14 protein-coding genes are annotated in these 15,373 nt (G+C 73.5%); 3 read left to right on the top strand and 11 right to left on the bottom strand.

The window, feature by feature from the left end:
• Position 1 precedes the first annotated feature (1 nt).
• Positions 2-1,627, bottom strand: coding sequence for a methyl-accepting chemotaxis protein (locus MET2598_RS0110975; RefSeq protein ID WP_018260858.1), 1,626 nt, complete (start codon positions 1,625-1,627; stop codon positions 2-4).
• A gap of 293 nt (positions 1,628-1,920) precedes the next feature.
• Here MET2598_RS0110975 and MET2598_RS0110970 point away from each other — a divergent pair, with 293 nt between their 5' ends.
• Together MET2598_RS0110970 and MET2598_RS42140 are read left to right on the top strand one after the other, a co-directional pair.
• On the top strand, positions 1,921-2,328 hold the full coding sequence (locus MET2598_RS0110970; protein ID WP_018260857.1) for a dihydrofolate reductase: 408 nt from the start codon (positions 1,921-1,923) through the stop codon (positions 2,326-2,328).
• A 21-nt stretch (positions 2,329-2,349) separates the two neighbouring features.
• Entirely contained in the window at positions 2,350-2,517 is a 168-nt protein-coding gene (locus MET2598_RS42140) for a hypothetical protein (protein WP_012332448.1), read from the top strand.
• A 3-nt stretch (positions 2,518-2,520) separates the two neighbouring features.
• Here MET2598_RS42140 and der read toward each other — a convergent pair whose 3' ends face one another.
• The 3 genes from der to MET2598_RS0110950 all read right to left on the bottom strand — a co-directional run bounded on the left by der (position 2,521) and on the right by MET2598_RS0110950 (position 5,364).
• Positions 2,521-3,861 (bottom strand): ribosome biogenesis GTPase Der, encoded by a 1,341-nt coding sequence (gene der, locus MET2598_RS0110960; protein ID WP_012332449.1) that lies wholly within the window; start codon positions 3,859-3,861, stop codon positions 2,521-2,523.
• Between the two features lie 115 nt (positions 3,862-3,976).
• Positions 3,977-4,687, bottom strand: coding sequence for a tetratricopeptide repeat protein (locus MET2598_RS0110955; RefSeq protein ID WP_018260856.1), 711 nt, complete (start codon positions 4,685-4,687; stop codon positions 3,977-3,979).
• Positions 4,688-4,770: 83 nt separating this feature from the next.
• Positions 4,771-5,364, bottom strand: a complete 594-nt coding sequence (locus tag MET2598_RS0110950; RefSeq protein ID WP_012332451.1) for an NnrU family protein — start codon at positions 5,362-5,364, stop codon at positions 4,771-4,773.
• A gap of 136 nt (positions 5,365-5,500) precedes the next feature.
• On the opposite strand from MET2598_RS0110950, the gene MET2598_RS0110945 reads away from it, so the two are divergent.
• Positions 5,501-6,658, top strand: a complete 1,158-nt coding sequence (locus MET2598_RS0110945; protein WP_012332452.1) for a hypothetical protein — start codon at positions 5,501-5,503, stop codon at positions 6,656-6,658.
• Here MET2598_RS0110945 and MET2598_RS0110940 read toward each other — a convergent pair.
• From MET2598_RS0110940 to rimP, 7 genes are all read right to left on the bottom strand, one after another.
• On the bottom strand, positions 6,642-7,094 hold the full coding sequence (locus MET2598_RS0110940) for an acyl-CoA thioesterase (protein ID WP_018260855.1): 453 nt from the start codon (positions 7,092-7,094) through the stop codon (positions 6,642-6,644). The genes MET2598_RS0110945 and MET2598_RS0110940 overlap by 17 nt on opposite strands.
• On the bottom strand, positions 7,087-8,151 hold the full coding sequence (truB, locus tag MET2598_RS0110935) for a tRNA pseudouridine(55) synthase TruB (protein ID WP_012332454.1): 1,065 nt from the start codon (positions 8,149-8,151) through the stop codon (positions 7,087-7,089). Before truB ends, MET2598_RS0110940 begins: the two co-directional genes overlap by 8 nt.
• 104 nt (positions 8,152-8,255) lie before the next feature.
• Entirely contained in the window at positions 8,256-8,675 is a 420-nt protein-coding gene (gene rbfA, locus MET2598_RS0110930) for a 30S ribosome-binding factor RbfA (RefSeq protein WP_012332455.1), read from the bottom strand.
• A 149-nt stretch (positions 8,676-8,824) separates the two neighbouring features.
• Positions 8,825-11,770, bottom strand: coding sequence for a translation initiation factor IF-2 (infB, locus tag MET2598_RS0110925; RefSeq protein ID WP_012332456.1), 2,946 nt, complete (start codon positions 11,768-11,770; stop codon positions 8,825-8,827).
• A 140-nt stretch (positions 11,771-11,910) separates the two neighbouring features.
• The gene (locus MET2598_RS0110920; protein WP_018260854.1) at positions 11,911-12,684 is read right to left on the bottom strand and encodes an RNA-binding protein; all 774 of its coding nucleotides are present in this window, start codon (positions 12,682-12,684) and stop codon (positions 11,911-11,913) included.
• A 174-nt stretch (positions 12,685-12,858) separates the two neighbouring features.
• The gene (nusA, locus tag MET2598_RS0110915; protein ID WP_012332458.1) at positions 12,859-14,493 is read right to left on the bottom strand and encodes a transcription termination factor NusA; all 1,635 of its coding nucleotides are present in this window, start codon (positions 14,491-14,493) and stop codon (positions 12,859-12,861) included.
• Positions 14,494-14,562: 69 nt separating this feature from the next.
• The gene (gene rimP / locus MET2598_RS0110910) at positions 14,563-15,174 is read right to left on the bottom strand and encodes a ribosome maturation factor RimP (protein WP_018260853.1); all 612 of its coding nucleotides are present in this window, start codon (positions 15,172-15,174) and stop codon (positions 14,563-14,565) included.
• Positions 15,175-15,373: the final 199 nt, after the last annotated feature.

The following is a 15,373-nucleotide window of genomic DNA, read 5'->3' as shown; positions in this document are numbered from 1 at the left end:
CTCAGGCGGCCCGGACGGCCGCCAGGAAGGCGCCGACCTCGCCGACCAGCCTCTCGGACTGCCCGGAGAGGTCGCGGGCCGCGTCCTGCACCTGGGCGGCCGCCGCACCGGTCTCCTCCGCCCCGTCGCGCAGGACGAGGACGTTCGCCCGGACGCTCTCGGTCCCGCGCGCCGCCTCCTGCACGTTGCGGGTGATTTCCTGCGTGGCGGCTCCCTGCTCCTCCATGGCGGCCGCGATGCTGGCGGCGTGCCGCGCCATCTCGGCGATCACCTCGCCGATCTGCCGGATGTCCCCGACGGCCGCCTGGGTGGCGGCCTGAATCTCGCCGATCTGACCGCCGATCTCGTCGGTGGCCCGGGCGGTCTGGCCGGCGAGTTCCTTGACCTCGGCGGCGACTACTGCGAAGCCGCGCCCCGCCTCCCCGGCCCGCGCCGCCTCGATCGTGGCGTTCAGCGCCAGCAGGTTCGTCTGCGCGGCGATGCCCGAGATGGCCGAGACGATGCCGCTGATCCGCTCCGCGGTCTCCGCCAGACGCCGCACCGTGGCGTCGGTGCGGCGGGCATCCTCCACCGCCCGTCCGGCGATGCGCGAGGATTGCGCCACCTGGCTCACGATCTCGTGGATCGAGGCCGCCATCTCCTCGCTCGCGGCGGCCACCGTCTGCACGTTGGCCGTGGTCTGCTGCGCGGCCCCGGCCACGGCGGCCGCCTGGACCGCGCCCCGCTCCGCGACCGAGGCCATCACGCCGGCCGTCGCCTCCATGCCCCGCACGGCGCCCGAGAGGCCCTCGCGCAGGGCCGCCACCGTCCCTTCGAGCCTGCGCGTGAGCGCGTCGAGCTGGCCGGCGCGGGCGAGCTTCGCGCGGGCCTCCGCCGCCTCGCGGGTCTCCAGTTCGCGCCGCGCGAGGGCATCGTCCCGGAAGACCTGGAGGGCGCGGGCGAGCGCGCCGACCTCGTCGCGCCGCTCGGTCCCGCCGACCGCGACCGCGAGGTCGCCGCTCGCGAGCCTGCTCATCGCCGCGGTGGCACGGCCGAGCGGGCGCGAGACGCCCCGCACGGCGACGAGCCCGAGCAGGGCGCAGGACAGCGTGAGGCCCGTCACGGCCAGGCCCAGCTGGCGCCAGGACGCGGCGGTGACGCTCTCGTGAGCCCTGTCACGGGCGGCGGCGAGTTCGCCGAGATTGGCCTCCACCCGGCTGCGAACCGCGCGGAGCGCGGCCTCGCGCGCGCGCTGCCCCTCCTTGGAGGCCAGCGCGAAGGCCGCCTCGTTCTCGTTGCGAAGCGCGAACGCTACCACCCGGTCGGCCACTGCGAAATAAGCTGCGATCTGCTGCCCGACCGCCTCGGCGGTGCTGCTCCGCGCGGGCGTGTCCGCGAGCCGCGCGAGCCGGTTTTGGGCGGCGCCGGCCGCGTCCTTCGCGGCCACGTAGCGGTCGTGGTAGCCCCGCAGCGCCGCCGGATCGGTCTCGATGATGATGTTGCGCTCCTGGATCGTCGTCTCGCCGACGGCGAGCGCGACCTCGAAGGCCCCGACGACGCGGGCCGCCTGCAGGTCGACGAGCCGCTGGGTGGTCCGGTCGAGCTCGGAGAAGACGCCATCCACCAGGCCCAGCAGACCGATCGTCACGCCGATGAGAATCAGGACTGGGATTGCAATTTTTCCCAGGATAGGAATATCATCTATGATTCTCCGCACGATACCCTCCTGGGAGCGCCGCTCCGGTGAATTAATCTTTCTTATACGGCTCGATTGCAAGTTTATGCATCGGGTATTAACAAAAGGTTATGAATTTACGTTACGTCATATGATCCCCTTGGTCGGGCCGCGGCCTGGGCGGCGCGGCCGAGCGACCGTGGCGCCGGCCCCGTCGACCCGGCCCCGTCGACCCGGTATGACGCGGTGCAAGGCGGAGAGACGCGATGATCGACGTGCGGGCGATGTGCGCCATCGGGCAGCGGGGCCAGCTCGGCCTCGACGGGCGGCTGCCCTGGGAGGGCAACGCGGATCCGCTCTACGTCGAGGACGTGACCCGCTTCTTCGCCGAGACGCAGGGCCACGTGCTGATTGCCGGCCCGAAGACGATCGAGGCGGTGCCCTCCTTCGCGTACCGGGACCGGACCATCGCCATCATCCGCTCGCACGAGGATCCGGCCGCGGTGCTCGCCCGCTACAGCGGGCGGCGGATCTTCGTCGGCGGCGGGGTGGCGGTGTGGAACGTCTACGCGCCCTTCATCCAGCAATGGGACATCACGCGCCTGCCCTACGACGGCGAGGCGGATCGCTGGTTCGACCCCGCTTGGCTGGTGGGCGGCAAGCTGCGAGGGTGACGGCGCGAGGGGATCGATTCGATGACCGCACAGGACCAGTTCAAGCGCCAGCCGCGCCGCAAGGCGGAGAAGGGGCGCGTCCTCACCGTCTCGGCGGAGCAGAAGGCCGCCTACGAGGCGCTGATGCGCGAGAAGGAGGAGCGGGAGGCCTACGCCAAGCACCTGCCCGGCGACCTGAAGCCCCGCTGAGCCTCACTCCCCCTTGTCGAACGGATTGCGCGACGTGCGCAGGGACAGCCGGATCGGCACGCCGGGCAGGTCGAACGCGTCCCGGAGCCCGTTCACGAGGTAGCGCGTGTAGGATTTCGGCAGCGCGTCGAGCTGGTTGCCGAACAGCGCGAAGTGCGGCGGCCGGCTCTTCACCTGGGTCGCGTAGCGGATCTTGATGCGCCGGCCCGACACGGCGGGGGGCGGGTTGGCCTGGACGGCCTCGGACAGCCACTGGTTGATCCGCGCCGTCGGCACCCGCCGGTTCCAGACGTCGGAGGCCGAGACGACGCCCTGCATCAGCCGGTCGATGCCCTCGCCCGCGAGCCCGGAGAGCGGCACGATCGGGGCGCCGCGCACCTGGGGCAGGAGCCGCGCCGCCTTCTCCCGCAACTCCTTGAGCAGGCCGGGCTGGTCGGCGACGAGGTCCCACTTGTTGAGCCCGATGACGAGGGCGCGGCCCTCCTGCTCGACGAGGTCGACGATGGTGAGGTCCTGCTTCTCGAACGGGATGGTGGCGTCGAGGAGCACCACCACCACCTCGGCGAAGCGCACCGCCCGCAGCCCGTCCGAGACGGCGAGCTTCTCCAGCTTGTCGTCGACCCGGGCGCGGCGGCGCATCCCCGCCGTGTCGTGCAGCTTGATGCGGCGGCCGCGCCACTCCCAGTCGAGGGAGATCGAGTCGCGGGTGATGCCCGCCTCCGGCCCGACCAGCAGCCTGTCCTCGCCGAGCATCCGGTTGATCAGGGTCGACTTGCCGGCATTGGGGCGCCCGACGATGGCGACCCGGAGCGGCTTGCCCTCGCCCTCCTCGTCGTCGTCCTCGGCCTCGGGCAGGATGTCGGCCAGCGCGTCGATGAGCTGCCCCATCCCCTCGCCGTGCTCGGCCGAGACCGGGACCGGGTCGCCGAGGCCGAGCCCGAAGGCCTCGTAGGCGCCCGCCAGGCCGGCGCCGCCCTCCGCCTTGTTGGCAAGCAGGATCACCGGCTTGTCGGCGCGCCGGACGAGCTCCGCGAAGGGCTGGTCGGCCGGCAGCAGGCCGGCGCGGGCATCGACCACGAAGAGCACCGCGTCGGCCTCCGCGATGGCGGCCTCGGTCTGGGCGCGCATCCGGCCGGCCAGGGATTCCGCGTCGGCCTCTTCGAGGCCCGCCGTGTCGATGATCGTGAAGCGCAGGTGCCCGAGCCGCGCCTCGCCCTCCCGGCGGTCGCGGGTCACGCCCGGACGGTCGTCCACGAGGGCGAGCTTGCGGCCGACGAGGCGGTTGAACAGCGTCGACTTGCCGACGTTGGGACGCCCGACGATCGCGACGATGGGCATCGACATGGGAGAGGTCCTGGGCGAGGGGCGCAGTGCAGGTGCAACGCGGAGGGCGCGGGGTCCGTCCTCTCGGACGGAGCCCCCCGCGCCGGTGGATCTCGGGACGGTCGGGCAGGCGCGGCTAGCGCGTCACCTCCGGCGGCGGCGGGGCGGCGGGCGCGGCCGGGCCCGCGTCGCTGACCTGGACCGGACCGCCCGCCGCGAGGGCGACGTAGACCTCCAGGCGCTGGCGCAATCCGGGCGGCGTCTCGCGGTCGGCGGCGATCTGGTCGAACCAGCGGCCGGCGCCCTCGAAGTCGCCCTTGCGCATCGCCGTCAGGCCCAGCATCTCGCGGGCGGTGTGGCGGAAGGCGTTGCCGGAGGCGGCGAGCCCCTGGAGCGTGTTCAGCGCTTCCGGGTCGTCGGAATCGAGGCGCAGGAGCGCCCCGCGCAGGCGCGCCGCGTCGCGCAGGCCCGGCCCGACCCCGGTATCGGCCGCGATCGCCGCGTAGGCCCTGGCGCCGGCCGCCGGATCGGCCTTGCCGGCCTCGGCCGCGGCGCGGAACTGGGCCAGGATCCGGTAGCCGTGGGGGGAATCCGCCGCGAGCGTCTCGAAGGCCTTGGCCGCCTCGCTGCCCTTGTCCTTGCTGGCGCGCACCGCCTCGTCGAAGCGCCGGCTCGCCGCCTCGGCCTGGACCTGCTGCTCGTGCTGCCAGAAGCGCCAGCCGCCGACGCCGATCACCACGAGCACCGCGATGCCGATGAAGACGCCGCTGTAGCGCTTCCAGATCTCGGCCGCGCGGTCTCGCCGGTAATCCTCGTTGACCTCGCGTATGAACTCGTCTTCTTTCATCTCGGACCCGCTCGCCGGAAGCATGCCGCGCGCGCCCGCGACAGGGCGGTCCGCCTAGCACGAACGCGCGCGGATGGCGAGGCTCAGGCCTGTCCCGGCCACACCGCGACGCCGATCAGCCAGGGATGCAGCACCCGGGCGAAGACGAACCACGCGACGACCCCGATCCCCACCGCGAGCGCGTCGTTGCGCCAGCCGGCGGGCGCCGCCGCCGGACCCGCATGGGCCTTCACCTCGTCGCGGCGCTTGACGCTGATGCGGGCCGCCACCGCCCAGGCCAGGATGCTGCCGAACAGGAGGATCGAGCCGAGATCGCCGTTGGCGAGGAGGTGCGCCGCCGCCCAGATCTTCACGCCCGCCAGCATCGGGTGCTTGAGCGCGCCCTTGATCCGCCCCGGCAGGTAGGCCGCCGCGAAGGCCACGAAGGCGACGAGAACGAGGAGGAGCGCGAGGTGGCGCGTCCAGACCGGCGGCGACCAGATGTCGATGTAGCCCTCCGACCGGTAGCGCCCGTAGCCGATGCCGAGCACGATCAGGCCGACCAGGGCGAGCACCGAGTAGCCGAGCTTGTAGGGCCCCTCCCCGACCCGCGCGATCAGGGCCGCGCGCGGCCCCCGCAGCATGGTGAAGGCGTGGGTGCCGAGGAACAGCGCGAGGCCCAGGAGGAGGACCGGCATGGGCGAAAAACTCCCTGGGCGAGCACTCCCCGGGCGAGCACTTCCCGGGCGAGGGCTCCGTGAATCGGCGCCGTCGGGCTAACCGGCCCGCAAGGAATTCTCGGCCAAGCTCCCCGCCCCTGTCCAGGTCGAGACGATGCGTCGCCTGCTCCTTGCCGCGTGGCTCGGCGTCGCGGCCTGCCGCGCCGTCGCCGAGCCGGGCCCGCCGCTCTCGGCGCTGACGCTGGTCGGTCCGGCCCGGCCGGTCTTCCGGGCCCGGGTGGATGCCTGCGACGGGCACGACGTGCCGGACGCGCCGGTGCGCGCCTTCCGGGATGCCGGGGGCGGCCTGGTGATGTTCGGGCTGCACTACCGCAACCGCGCCCTGCGGGGGCCCGACCTCGATCACCTCGCGATCGATTGCCGGATCGTGCTCGATTCGGGCCTCGCGGCCGAGCCCGAGCGCTACGACGACCGCAGCTGGGTCACCGCGACCTGGACCGAGGACGGGCGCGCGGTCGCGGCCCTCCTCCACCACGAGTACCATGCCGAGGCGCATCCGGGCCGCTGCCGCTCGGGCGAGATGATGGCCTGCTGGTACAACACCATCCTGGCGGCCCGCTCGGGCGACGGGGGCGCGCGCTTCGAGCGGGCGAGCCCGCCCGCCGTGGTGGCCGCGCCGCCCTTCCGGCAGGAGGTCGAGCAGGGCCGCCACCGCGGTTTCTTCAACCCCTCGAACATCGTGCGGGACGGGCGCTACTGGTACTTCCTCGCCTCGAACACCGGCTGGGACGGCCAGCCCTTCGGCGTCTGCCTGTTCCGCTCGGACGACGTCGCCGATCCCGGCCGCTGGCGGGCCTGGGACGGAACCGGCTTCACGGTCGCCTTCCCGGACCCCTACCGCAAGGGTGCGAGGCCGGCCGGCGCCTGCCGGCCGGTCTGGCCCTTCCCGGCCCCGGTCGGCTCGGTCAGCCGCCACCGCGGCACCGGCGCCTGGATCGCGGTGTTCCAGGCGGAGGCGGGCGGCGCCTTCCCGCGCTCCGGCTTCTACTGGACCACCTCCCGCGACCTCCTCGCCTGGGACGAGCCGCGCCTCCTCCTCGAGGGCCCGACGCTCTACGGCGATCCCTGCCGGGCCCGGGGCGACCTCATCAGCTACCCGTCGCTGCTCGATCCGGGCGCGCGGGGCCGCAACTTCGACGACGTGGGCGAGCGCGCCGAGCTGTTCTACGCGGTGCTGCGCCGGAACGGGTGCGAGATCACCTCCGACCGCGACCTCGTGCGGCGGCCGGTGGCGATCAAGGTGTGGCCGTAGGGGCGAACCGGGCCGCGCGGCGCAGCCGCTCCGCCGCCTCGCGCGCCGCGCCCTCCAGCGGGCGCGGCCGGCGGCTCTCCGCGTCGATGACCACGCAGGCCGCCTCCGCCTCCCCGACCAGGCGTCCCTCGGCGAGGATGCGGTTGCGGAACCCCAGCGAGCTGCGCCCGATCCGGGCGAGCCAGGTCCCGGTGCGCACCCGGCCGGGGAAGTGCAGCTCGCCCCGGTAGTCGATGACGAAGCGGGCGATGACGAGGGCGCAGCCCTCCGCCAGCACCGGCCTCAGATGCGCGGCGAAGAACTGGACCCGGCCGCTCTCGCAGAAGCCCGCGAAGACCGCGTTGTTGACGTGGCCGTTCGCGTCGCTGTCGCGGTAGCGCAGGACGTCCTCGGTCCAGAGGATCCGGGGATCGTCGGGCGGCGCGGCCTCAGCCATGGCGCGGAGCGGTGCCGCCGAGGTGGAAGACCCGGTGCGGCACGAGTTCGCCCCGCTCGACGTCGCCCACCGCCACCAGCACCCCGTTGCAGGTCGCGTAGGCCTTGCCGGCCACCGGCGCGTCGCGCCCGCGCAGGATCACCGATTGGCCCCGCATCAGCCGCATCGCCATGTCGCGGGAGACGGGCACGCAGGCCACGGCGTCGAGGGCGGTCTCGACGGGCCGGAGCACCGCCGCCACCTCGTCGCCCTGCGCCGCTTCGAGCGCGCCGAGGGTGCAGGACTGGTCCTCCGCGAAGGGACCGACCCGGGTGCGGCGCAGGGCCGAGACGTGGCCGAGGCAGCCGAGCGCCCGGCCGAGATCGCGGGCGATGGCGCGCACGTAGGTGCCCTTGCCGCACTCGGCCTCGATGATCGTCCGCTCCTCCGCATGGGCGACGATCGCGAGCCGGTCGATCTGGACCGGCCGCGCCACGAGCTCGACCACCTCGCCGTCGCGGGCGAGGTCGTAGGCGCGCTCGCCCTGGATCTTGATCGCCGAGTAGCGCGGCGGCACCTGCTCGATCGCACCGACGAAGCGCGGCAGCACCGCCTCGACCTCCTCGCGGGTCGGGCGGCTCTCGGAGGTGGCGACGGCGCGGCCCTCCGCGTCGTCCGTGTCGGTCTCCGTGCCCCAGGTCACCGTGAAGACGTAGGCCTTGCGCCCGTCCATCACGAAGGGGACGGTCTTGGTCGCCTCGCCGAGCGCGATCGGCAGGATGCCGGAGGCGAGCGGGTCGAGGGTGCCCGCGTGGCCGGCCTTCTTGGCGTTGAGCGCCCGCTTCACCGCCGCGACCGCGTGGGTCGAGGTCATGCCGACGCCCTTGTCGAGGATCACCCAGCCGCTGATCTCGCGGCGCTTGGGACGGTCGCCTTTGGGCCTGTCGCCCTTCGGCCGGTCACTCTTGGGTCGGTCGCCGCCGGGCCGGTCGCCCTGCGGGCGCCCGCGGTCGCGAGGCGGCCGGCCCTCGCGCGGTGCGGCCGGACTCGACCCGGCAGCCTGGTCCTCGTGCATCATCGCTTCCCGTCCCATCCAAAGCCGGGCGGACGCGGCCCGGCTCGCCGGCGCGCTCCCCCCTGGTCAATCCTCGCGGAAGCGCGCCGTTGCGGCGGCGCGGCAGCTCACGCGTCGGGATCGCCGGCGTCGTCCTGCTCGCCGCCGAGGTCCCGCTGCACCTTCTCGCTGCGCAGCAGCCGATCGATCCGCGCCGCCTCGTCGAACGTCTCGTCGCGGCGGAAGCGCAACTCGGGCGCGAACTTGAGGTTCACGCGCCGGGCCACCTCCTGCCGGAGCGCCTTGCGGTTGCGCTCCAGCGCCTCCAGCACCGGGGCCTCGTCCTGGCCGCCGAGCGGCATGACGTAGGCGGTGGCGAGCTTGAGGTCCGGCGACATCCGGACCTCCGGCACCGTGATGACGTGCCGGCTCAGCACCGGGTCCTGCAGGTCGCCGCGGCTCAGCACCTCCGCGATGGCGTGGCGGACGAGTTCGGCCACGCGCTGCTGACGCTGCGAGGGGCCGGCGGTTTCGGTCGGTTTGCGCATCGTGTCTCAATCCGGGCTTGAACCGGGGCCGCCGGGCGGCCGGGGTGACGCCTTCAGGGTTCTGAACCGACGAGCCCGGGGCGAGGGCGCCCCGGGCTCGGCAGAAACGGGGCCGCCCGGCGGGGCGGCCGAACGGCGTCAGGAGCGGATCAGAGCGTCCGCCGCTCCTCGTGCACGATGTAGCACTCGATCACGTCCCGGACGCGCATGTCCTGGTAATTCTCGAACGCCATGCCGCATTCCTGGCCGGCCGAGACCTCGCGCGCGTCGTCCTTGAAGCGCTTGAGCTGCGAGAGCTTGCCCTCGTGGACGACGACGTTGTCGCGGATGAGCCGGACGTTGGCGCCGCGCTCCACGCGGCCATCCTCGACCCGGCAGCCCGCGATCTTGCCGACCTTCGAGACGTTGAAGATCTCGAGGATCCGCGCCTCGCCCAGCCGCTCCTCGCGGAGCGTCGGCGGGAGCAGGCCCGACATCGCCGCCTTCACGTCATCCACGAGGTCGTAGATGATGTTGTAGTAGCGGATCTCGACGCCGGAGCGCTCGGCGGCCTCGCGGGCCTCCTTGTGGGCGCGCACGTTGAAGCCGATCACCACGGCGCCGGAGGCCTGGGCCAGGGTGATGTCCGACTCCGTGATTCCGCCCACGCCGGTGTGCAGGATGCGCGCCCCGACCTCCTCGTTGCCGAGCTTGTCGAGGGCCCCCGCGATGGCCTCCACCGAGCCCTGCACGTCGCCCTTGACGACGAGCGCGAACTCCTTGCGGCCGGCGCCCTCCTTGAGGTCGCGCATCATGTCCATCAGCGAGCGGCCCGAGGCGGCACCCGCCGCGGCCGCGCGCTCGCGCTTCACGCGGGCCCGGTACTCGGTGACCTCGCGGGCGCGGGCCTCGTTCTCGACCACCGCGACGCGGTCGCCCGCCTCGGGCGTGCCGTTGAAGCCGAGCACCTCGACCGGGACCGCCGGGCCCGCCTCGCGCACGTTGCGGCCGGTATCGTCGATCAGGGCGCGCACGCGGCCCCACTCGGCGCCCGCCACCACGATGTCGCCCGTGTGCAGCGTGCCGCGGGCGACCAGCACGGTGGCGACCGGGCCGCGGCCGCGGTCGAGCTTGGCCTCGATCACGGTGCCTTCCGCCGAGCGGTCGGGATTGGCGCGCAGGTTCAGCACCTCGGCCTGCAGGGCGAGGCCCTCCAGGAGTTCGTCGAGGCCCTGGCGGGTCTTGGCCGAGACCTCGAATTCGAGGGTCTCGCCGCCCATCGATTCCACCTGCACGTTGTGCTGGAGGAGTTCGGTGCGCACCCGCTGCGGGTTGGCGTCGGGCTTGTCGACCTTGTTGATCGCCACGACGAGCGGCACGTCGGCCGCCTTGGCGTGGGCGATCGCCTCGATCGTCTGGGGCATGACGCCGTCATCGGCCGCCACCACCAGCACGACGATGTCCGTCACCTTGGCGCCGCGGGCGCGCATGGAGGTGAAGGCGGCGTGGCCGGGGGTGTCGATGAAGGTGATCTTGCCGCCGGAGGGCGAGGTCACCTGGTAGGCGCCGATATGCTGCGTGATGCCGCCCGCCTCGCCTTCCACGACGTTGGCGTTGCGGATCGCGTCGAGGAGCGAGGTCTTGCCGTGGTCGACGTGGCCCATGATGGTCACGACCGGGGGCCGCGGCTGGGTGTCCTCGTCGACGTCCGGCTCGTCGAAGAGCCCCTCCTCGACGTCGGATTCCGCCACGCGGCGCACCGTGTGGCCGAGTTCCTCGGCGATCAGCTGGGCCGTGTCCGAGTCGATCACGTCCGTGATCTTGTGGATCTGGCCCTGCTTCATCAGCAGGCGGATGACGTCCACCGCCCGCTCGCTCATGCGGTTGGCGAGTTCCTGGATGGTGATCGTCTCCGGGATGACCACTTCGCGCGACAGCTTCTCTTTCTGCTCCATCTGCCGGTGGCCGGTGAGGCGCTGGGTCCGGCGACGGAAGGAGGCGAGCGAACGGGTCCGCTCATCCTCGCCCGAGGTCGCGGTGGCGATGGTCAGGCGGCCGCGGTTGCGGTCGCCGCCCGGGGATTTCGGCGTCTTGGGCGGGCTGATGATCTTGAGCGGCATGCCGGGCCGCCGGATCACCCGCTTGGTGTCGGCCTCGTCGTCCGCCGGGGCGGCGGCCGGGCGGCCGGTGGCCGGGGCGGCCCGCGCGGGCGTCGCCGCGGTCGGCTGCGCGCTCGCGGCCGGCTTCGGCTCGGGCTTGGGCTCGGGCGGCTTCGGGGCCGGCCGGGCCATGAAGTTCAGGTCGCGGGGCTTGCGCGCATCCGCCGTGAGGACGCGGCGCGGCTCGGCCGGGGTCGCGGGCCGGGCCGCGGCGGCCGGCCGGCCGGGAACCGCGGCCGGGCGCGGGCCCGGAGCAGCGGGGCGCTGGCCCGGAGCGGCGGGGCGCGGGCCCGGTGCCGCGGCGGTCGGGCGCGGCGCCGCCGCGGCGGGCCGCGGGGCGACGGGGGCCGCCGGTGCGGCAGCCTGCGCGGCGGGCGCGGGCGCCTCGAAGGCGGCGGTGGCGGCCGCAGCCCGGGCCGCCTCCTCGTTCGCGCGGCGCTCGGCCTCCTCGGCGGCGCGGCGCTTGCGCGCGTCCTCCTGGCGGCGGCGCTCCTCCTCCTCGCGCTTGCGCGCCTCGGCGGCCTCGCGCTCGCGGGCTTCCGCGGCCTCGCGCTCGGCGCGGCGGCGGGCCTCGTCGGCGGCGCGGCGGCGCTCGTCCTCCTCGCGCCGGCGCGCATCCGCCAGCGCGGCGAGGCGGGCATTCTGCTCCTGGTCGCTCAGCGTGCGCAGCACCACGCCCGAGCGGGCCGGCGCCTGGCGCGGCTCGCCGGAGCGCGGCGGGGCGCCCGAGGCCGGCCGGCTCGGGGCCGGCGCCGGTGCGGTCTCCTTCGGGGCGGCAGCCGGCGCCTGCGGGGCACCGATGACGCGCCGCTTCACTGTCTCGACCACGACCGACTTCGAGCGGCCATGGGAGAAGCTCTGGCGTACGATGCCCTGCTCGACCGGACGCTTCACCGAGAGCGTCTTGGCGGGGCCACCGTGCAGCGTCTTGTCGCCCGGATTCTTCGTCTCACTCATTCAGTTCAGATCCTGGGGGTTCTCAGCGTCCCGGGATCCGGCCTCCCGGAGGCCGCCTCCCACCTGCATCCCGGGAACGCACCCGGGAGGGGCCGATCCCATTCACTCAATCACCGGCCTTCCGGGGACCGGTCACGATCTCATTCCGTCGCCTGGACATCGTCCGGGAGGGCCGTGTCGGCGTCGCCGTGCGGCGCCAGCCCGACATCCCCCGGCGCGGCCTCCGCACCGCGGAAACGGCGGAGCCGACGCCAACGCGCGAGCAAGCCGGCCGTGCCGGCCCCCGCGGTGAGGGCAGCGTGTATCACATGATCCCGGCCCAAGGCCATGTCCAATTCAACACCGGACAGGTCGTCCACCACCGGGATCTCGCATATGGCATCGCCGTAGCGGCGGCGCAATGCCTGGGCGAGCTTGCGCCGCCCGTCCGGGCTGGCGTCGCTGGCGTGCAGGAGGGCCGCCACGCCCTCCCGGCTCGCCACGGCGCTCTCCACCTTGGTGAAGCCCGTGACGACGCAGCCCGCCTTGTTGGCGAGCGAGAGGCCCTGGCGCAGGTCCTGGCGCAGGGCCGCCTCGATCACATCCGCGAGATCCGGCGGTACGGCCGTCGCCTTGCCCTTGAAGGCGCGCTGGAACAGGCGCTTGCGCAGCGCCTCGGCGACCGCCGCGCGGGTCGCGGTGACCCAGGCGCCCCGCCCCGGCAGGCGCGCCCTCAGGTCCGGCACCACCGTCCCGTCCGGCGCGAGCGCGAAGCGGATCATCCCGGAGGGGTTCTGCGCCTCCCGGGTGACGAGGCAGGTGCGCTCCGCCCGCGCGCGGCCGCGCCCGATCCCGGCATCGAGGATGTCGGGCGGCAGATCGTCGGGCAGCGAGTCGTCGGGCGACAGGTCTTCGGGGATCGCGGCGTCCTGCATGGGGGGCCAAGGGTGGGGGGCCAAGGGTGGGGGGCCAAGGGTGGCGGGCAAGGGTGGCAGCAAGGGTGGCGGGCACGAGTGGCGGGTCTTGGATGATCGGGGAACGTCGGAGGCGCGGCGACGGATCCCATCCCTGCCGGGAGAGGCGGGGCGCCGCGCGGCAGCGGCGGCCGATCAGGTCGGCTGGCCCTCGGCCTGAGCGGGCTCGGCCTCGGCCTCGTCCTGCTCGGCCTGCTCGTCCTCGGCGGGCGCCTCCTCCGGGGCCTCGATCCAGCCGGCCCGCACGCGGGCGGCCACGATCATCGCCTCGGCCTCGGCGCGGGAGAGGTCGAACCCGTCGAGGTAGCCCGGGTGACGCACCGCCTCGGGCCCGCGGCCCTCGGTGTAGCCGACGAGGTCGTCGGTGGCGCATCCCGCCAGGTCCTCGACCGTGCGCACCTCGTTCTCGCCGAGCGCCACCATCATGGGCGTGGTGATGCCGTCGATCTCGCGCAGCTCGTCCTCGACGCCGAGTTCGCGGCGGCGGGCGTCGTTCTCGGCCTCGATCCGGGCGAGGTATTCCTGGGCCCGGCTCTGGATCTCGGCCCCGGTCTCCTCGTCGAGTCCCTGGATGTTGGCGATGTCGCCCGGCTCGACGTAGGCGATCTCCTCGACGGAGCGGAAGCCCTCCGCGGCCAGGAGCTGGCCGACCGTCTCGTCGACGTCGAGCGCCTGCATGAAGGTGTTGGTGCGCTCGACGAACTCCTTCTGCCGGCGCTCGGATTCCTCGGCCTCGGTCAGGATGTCGATGTCCCAGCCGGTGAGCTGGGAGGCGAGCCGCACGTTCTGGCCGCGGCGGCCGATCGCCAGCGAGAGCTGGTCGTCCGGCACCACCACCTCGATGCGGTCGGCCTCCTCGTCGAGCACGACCTTGACCACCTCGGCCGGCTGGAGCGCGTTGACGATGAAGGTCGCCTGGTCCTGCGACCACGGGATGATGTCGATCTTCTCGCCCTGCAGCTCGCCGACCACGGCCTGGACGCGCGAGCCGCGCATGCCGACGCAGGCGCCGACCGGGTCGATCGAGGAGTCGCGCGAGATGACCGCGATCTTGGCGCGCGAGCCCGGATCGCGGGCCACCGCCTTCACCTCGACGATGCCGTCGTAGATCTCGGGCACCTCCTGGGCGAAGAGCTTCGCCATGAATTGCGGGTGCGAGCGGGACAGGAAGATCTGCGGCCCGCGCACCTCGCGGCGCACGTCGAACAGGTAGGCGCGGATGCGGTCCCCCGGCCGGAAGGTCTCGCGCGGGATCGATTCGTCGCGGCGCACGATGCCTTCGCCGCGGCCGAGATCCACGATGGTGTTGCCGTACTCGACGCGCTTGACGAGGCCGTTCACGATCTCGCCGATGCGGTCCTTGTACTCCTCGTACTGGCGGTCGCGCTCGGCGTCGCGGACCTTCTGGACGATGACCTGCTTGGCCGACTGGGCGGCGACGCGGCCGAAATCGAAGGGCGGCAGGGTGTCGGCGATGACGTCGCCGATCTGGGCCGCCGGGTTGTGCCGGCGGGCGGTCTCGAGGTCGATCTCGCGGGCATCGTTCTCCACCTGCTCCACCACCAGGAGGTGGCGCGAGAGGCGCAGCGCGCCGGTGCGGGGGTCGATCTCGGCATGGACGTCGGTCTCGGCGCCGTAGCGCGAGCGGGCGGCCTTGGCGATGGCCTCCTCCATCGCCCCGATCACGATGGACCGGTCGATGACCTTCTCGCGGGCGACGGCGTCGGCGATCTGGAGCAGTTCGAGTCGGTTGGCGCTGACGACGGCCATGGCTGCTGATCCTTCCCTGGATTCGAGGGCGCCTCGCGGCGCGGATGCCGTTTCGTGTGCGTGGTGCGGTCAGAGGGGCGCGCCGGGCGCCTCGTCCTCGCCCTCCTCATCCTCGTCCTGCGCCGGGGCCGAGCCGCGGCGCAGGGATTCGCGGATGAGGTCGTCGGTGAGCACGAGGTGCGCCTCCCCGATATCGGCGAGGCGCAGCTCGTAGGAGGCGGGCGTCCCCTCCTTCGCGTCGGGCAGGTCGATGCGCACGGTCGCGCCCTCGGGCGCCCGGATGAGGCCGCGGAAGCGCTTGCGCCCCTCCAGCGGCACCGCGAGCTCCACCTTGGCCTCGTGCCCCGCCCAGCGGGCGAAGTCGCCGGCGCGCACCAGCGGCCGGTCGATGCCGGGCGAGGAGATCTCCAGGTGATAGGCCCGGCCGATCGGGTCGTCGACGTCGAGGAGCGGCGAGATGGTGCGGCTCACCGCCTCGCAATCCTCGACCGTCATGGTGCCGTCCGGCCGCTCGGCCATGATCTGGACCGTGCAGCCGTTCTGGCCGGTGACCCGCACCCGCACGAGGCGGAAGCCGAGCCCTTCGAGCGAGGGCTCGACGATCTGCGCCACGCGGGCGGCGACGCCGGTCTCGGTGATGAGCCGCTTCTCGGTCGCGTGATGGTCTGGGGCGTCGGTCATGGTGCTCGCCGGGGCGTCCTCGGGGAAGGGCTGGCGTTCCGCTCGCGCTCGCCCGAGGCCGCGGCAATAAAAAAGAGCGGGTCCCGAGGGGCCCACTCCCGCACCGCAGCCTCATCGACCGCGAACAGAACTGATGGCGGAGAGATAGTCCCACCGCGCGAAAAATGCAAGCAGACCGGCCACGACGCCCGCGGCGTTC

Origin of the sequence: Methylobacterium sp. WSM2598 (genome assembly GCF_000379105.1) — a bacterium.
Taxonomy (GTDB): Bacteria; Pseudomonadota; Alphaproteobacteria; order Rhizobiales; family Beijerinckiaceae; genus Methylobacterium.
This window is presented reverse-complemented; position numbering and strand designations above follow the sequence as displayed.

Bases quoted from the DNA above. Each gene is read 5' to 3' on its own strand.
- MET2598_RS0110945 (WP_012332452.1), top strand. From the start codon at position 5,501: ATGCGTCGCCTGCTCCTTGCCGCGTGGCTCGGCGTCGCGGCCTGCCGC.
- rbfA (WP_012332455.1), bottom strand. From the start codon at position 8,675: ATGCGCAAACCGACCGAAACCGCCGGCCCCTCGCAGCGTCAGCAGCGC.
- MET2598_RS0110970 (WP_018260857.1), top strand. From the start codon at position 1,921: ATGATCGACGTGCGGGCGATGTGCGCCATCGGGCAGCGGGGCCAGCTC.
- nusA (WP_012332458.1), bottom strand. From the start codon at position 14,493: ATGGCCGTCGTCAGCGCCAACCGACTCGAACTGCTCCAGATCGCCGAC.
- MET2598_RS0110940 (WP_018260855.1), bottom strand. From the start codon at position 7,094: ATGGCTGAGGCCGCGCCGCCCGACGATCCCCGGATCCTCTGGACCGAG.
- MET2598_RS0110955 (WP_018260856.1), bottom strand. From the start codon at position 4,687: ATGAAAGAAGACGAGTTCATACGCGAGGTCAACGAGGATTACCGGCGA.
- infB (WP_012332456.1), bottom strand. From the start codon at position 11,770: ATGAGTGAGACGAAGAATCCGGGCGACAAGACGCTGCACGGTGGCCCC.
- MET2598_RS0110950 (WP_012332451.1), bottom strand. From the start codon at position 5,364: ATGCCGGTCCTCCTCCTGGGCCTCGCGCTGTTCCTCGGCACCCACGCC.
- MET2598_RS0110920 (WP_018260854.1), bottom strand. From the start codon at position 12,684: ATGCAGGACGCCGCGATCCCCGAAGACCTGTCGCCCGACGACTCGCTG.
- MET2598_RS42140 (WP_012332448.1), top strand. From the start codon at position 2,350: ATGACCGCACAGGACCAGTTCAAGCGCCAGCCGCGCCGCAAGGCGGAG.
- rimP (WP_018260853.1), bottom strand. From the start codon at position 15,174: ATGACCGACGCCCCAGACCATCACGCGACCGAGAAGCGGCTCATCACC.
- der (WP_012332449.1), bottom strand. From the start codon at position 3,861: ATGTCGATGCCCATCGTCGCGATCGTCGGGCGTCCCAACGTCGGCAAG.
- truB (WP_012332454.1), bottom strand. From the start codon at position 8,151: ATGATGCACGAGGACCAGGCTGCCGGGTCGAGTCCGGCCGCACCGCGC.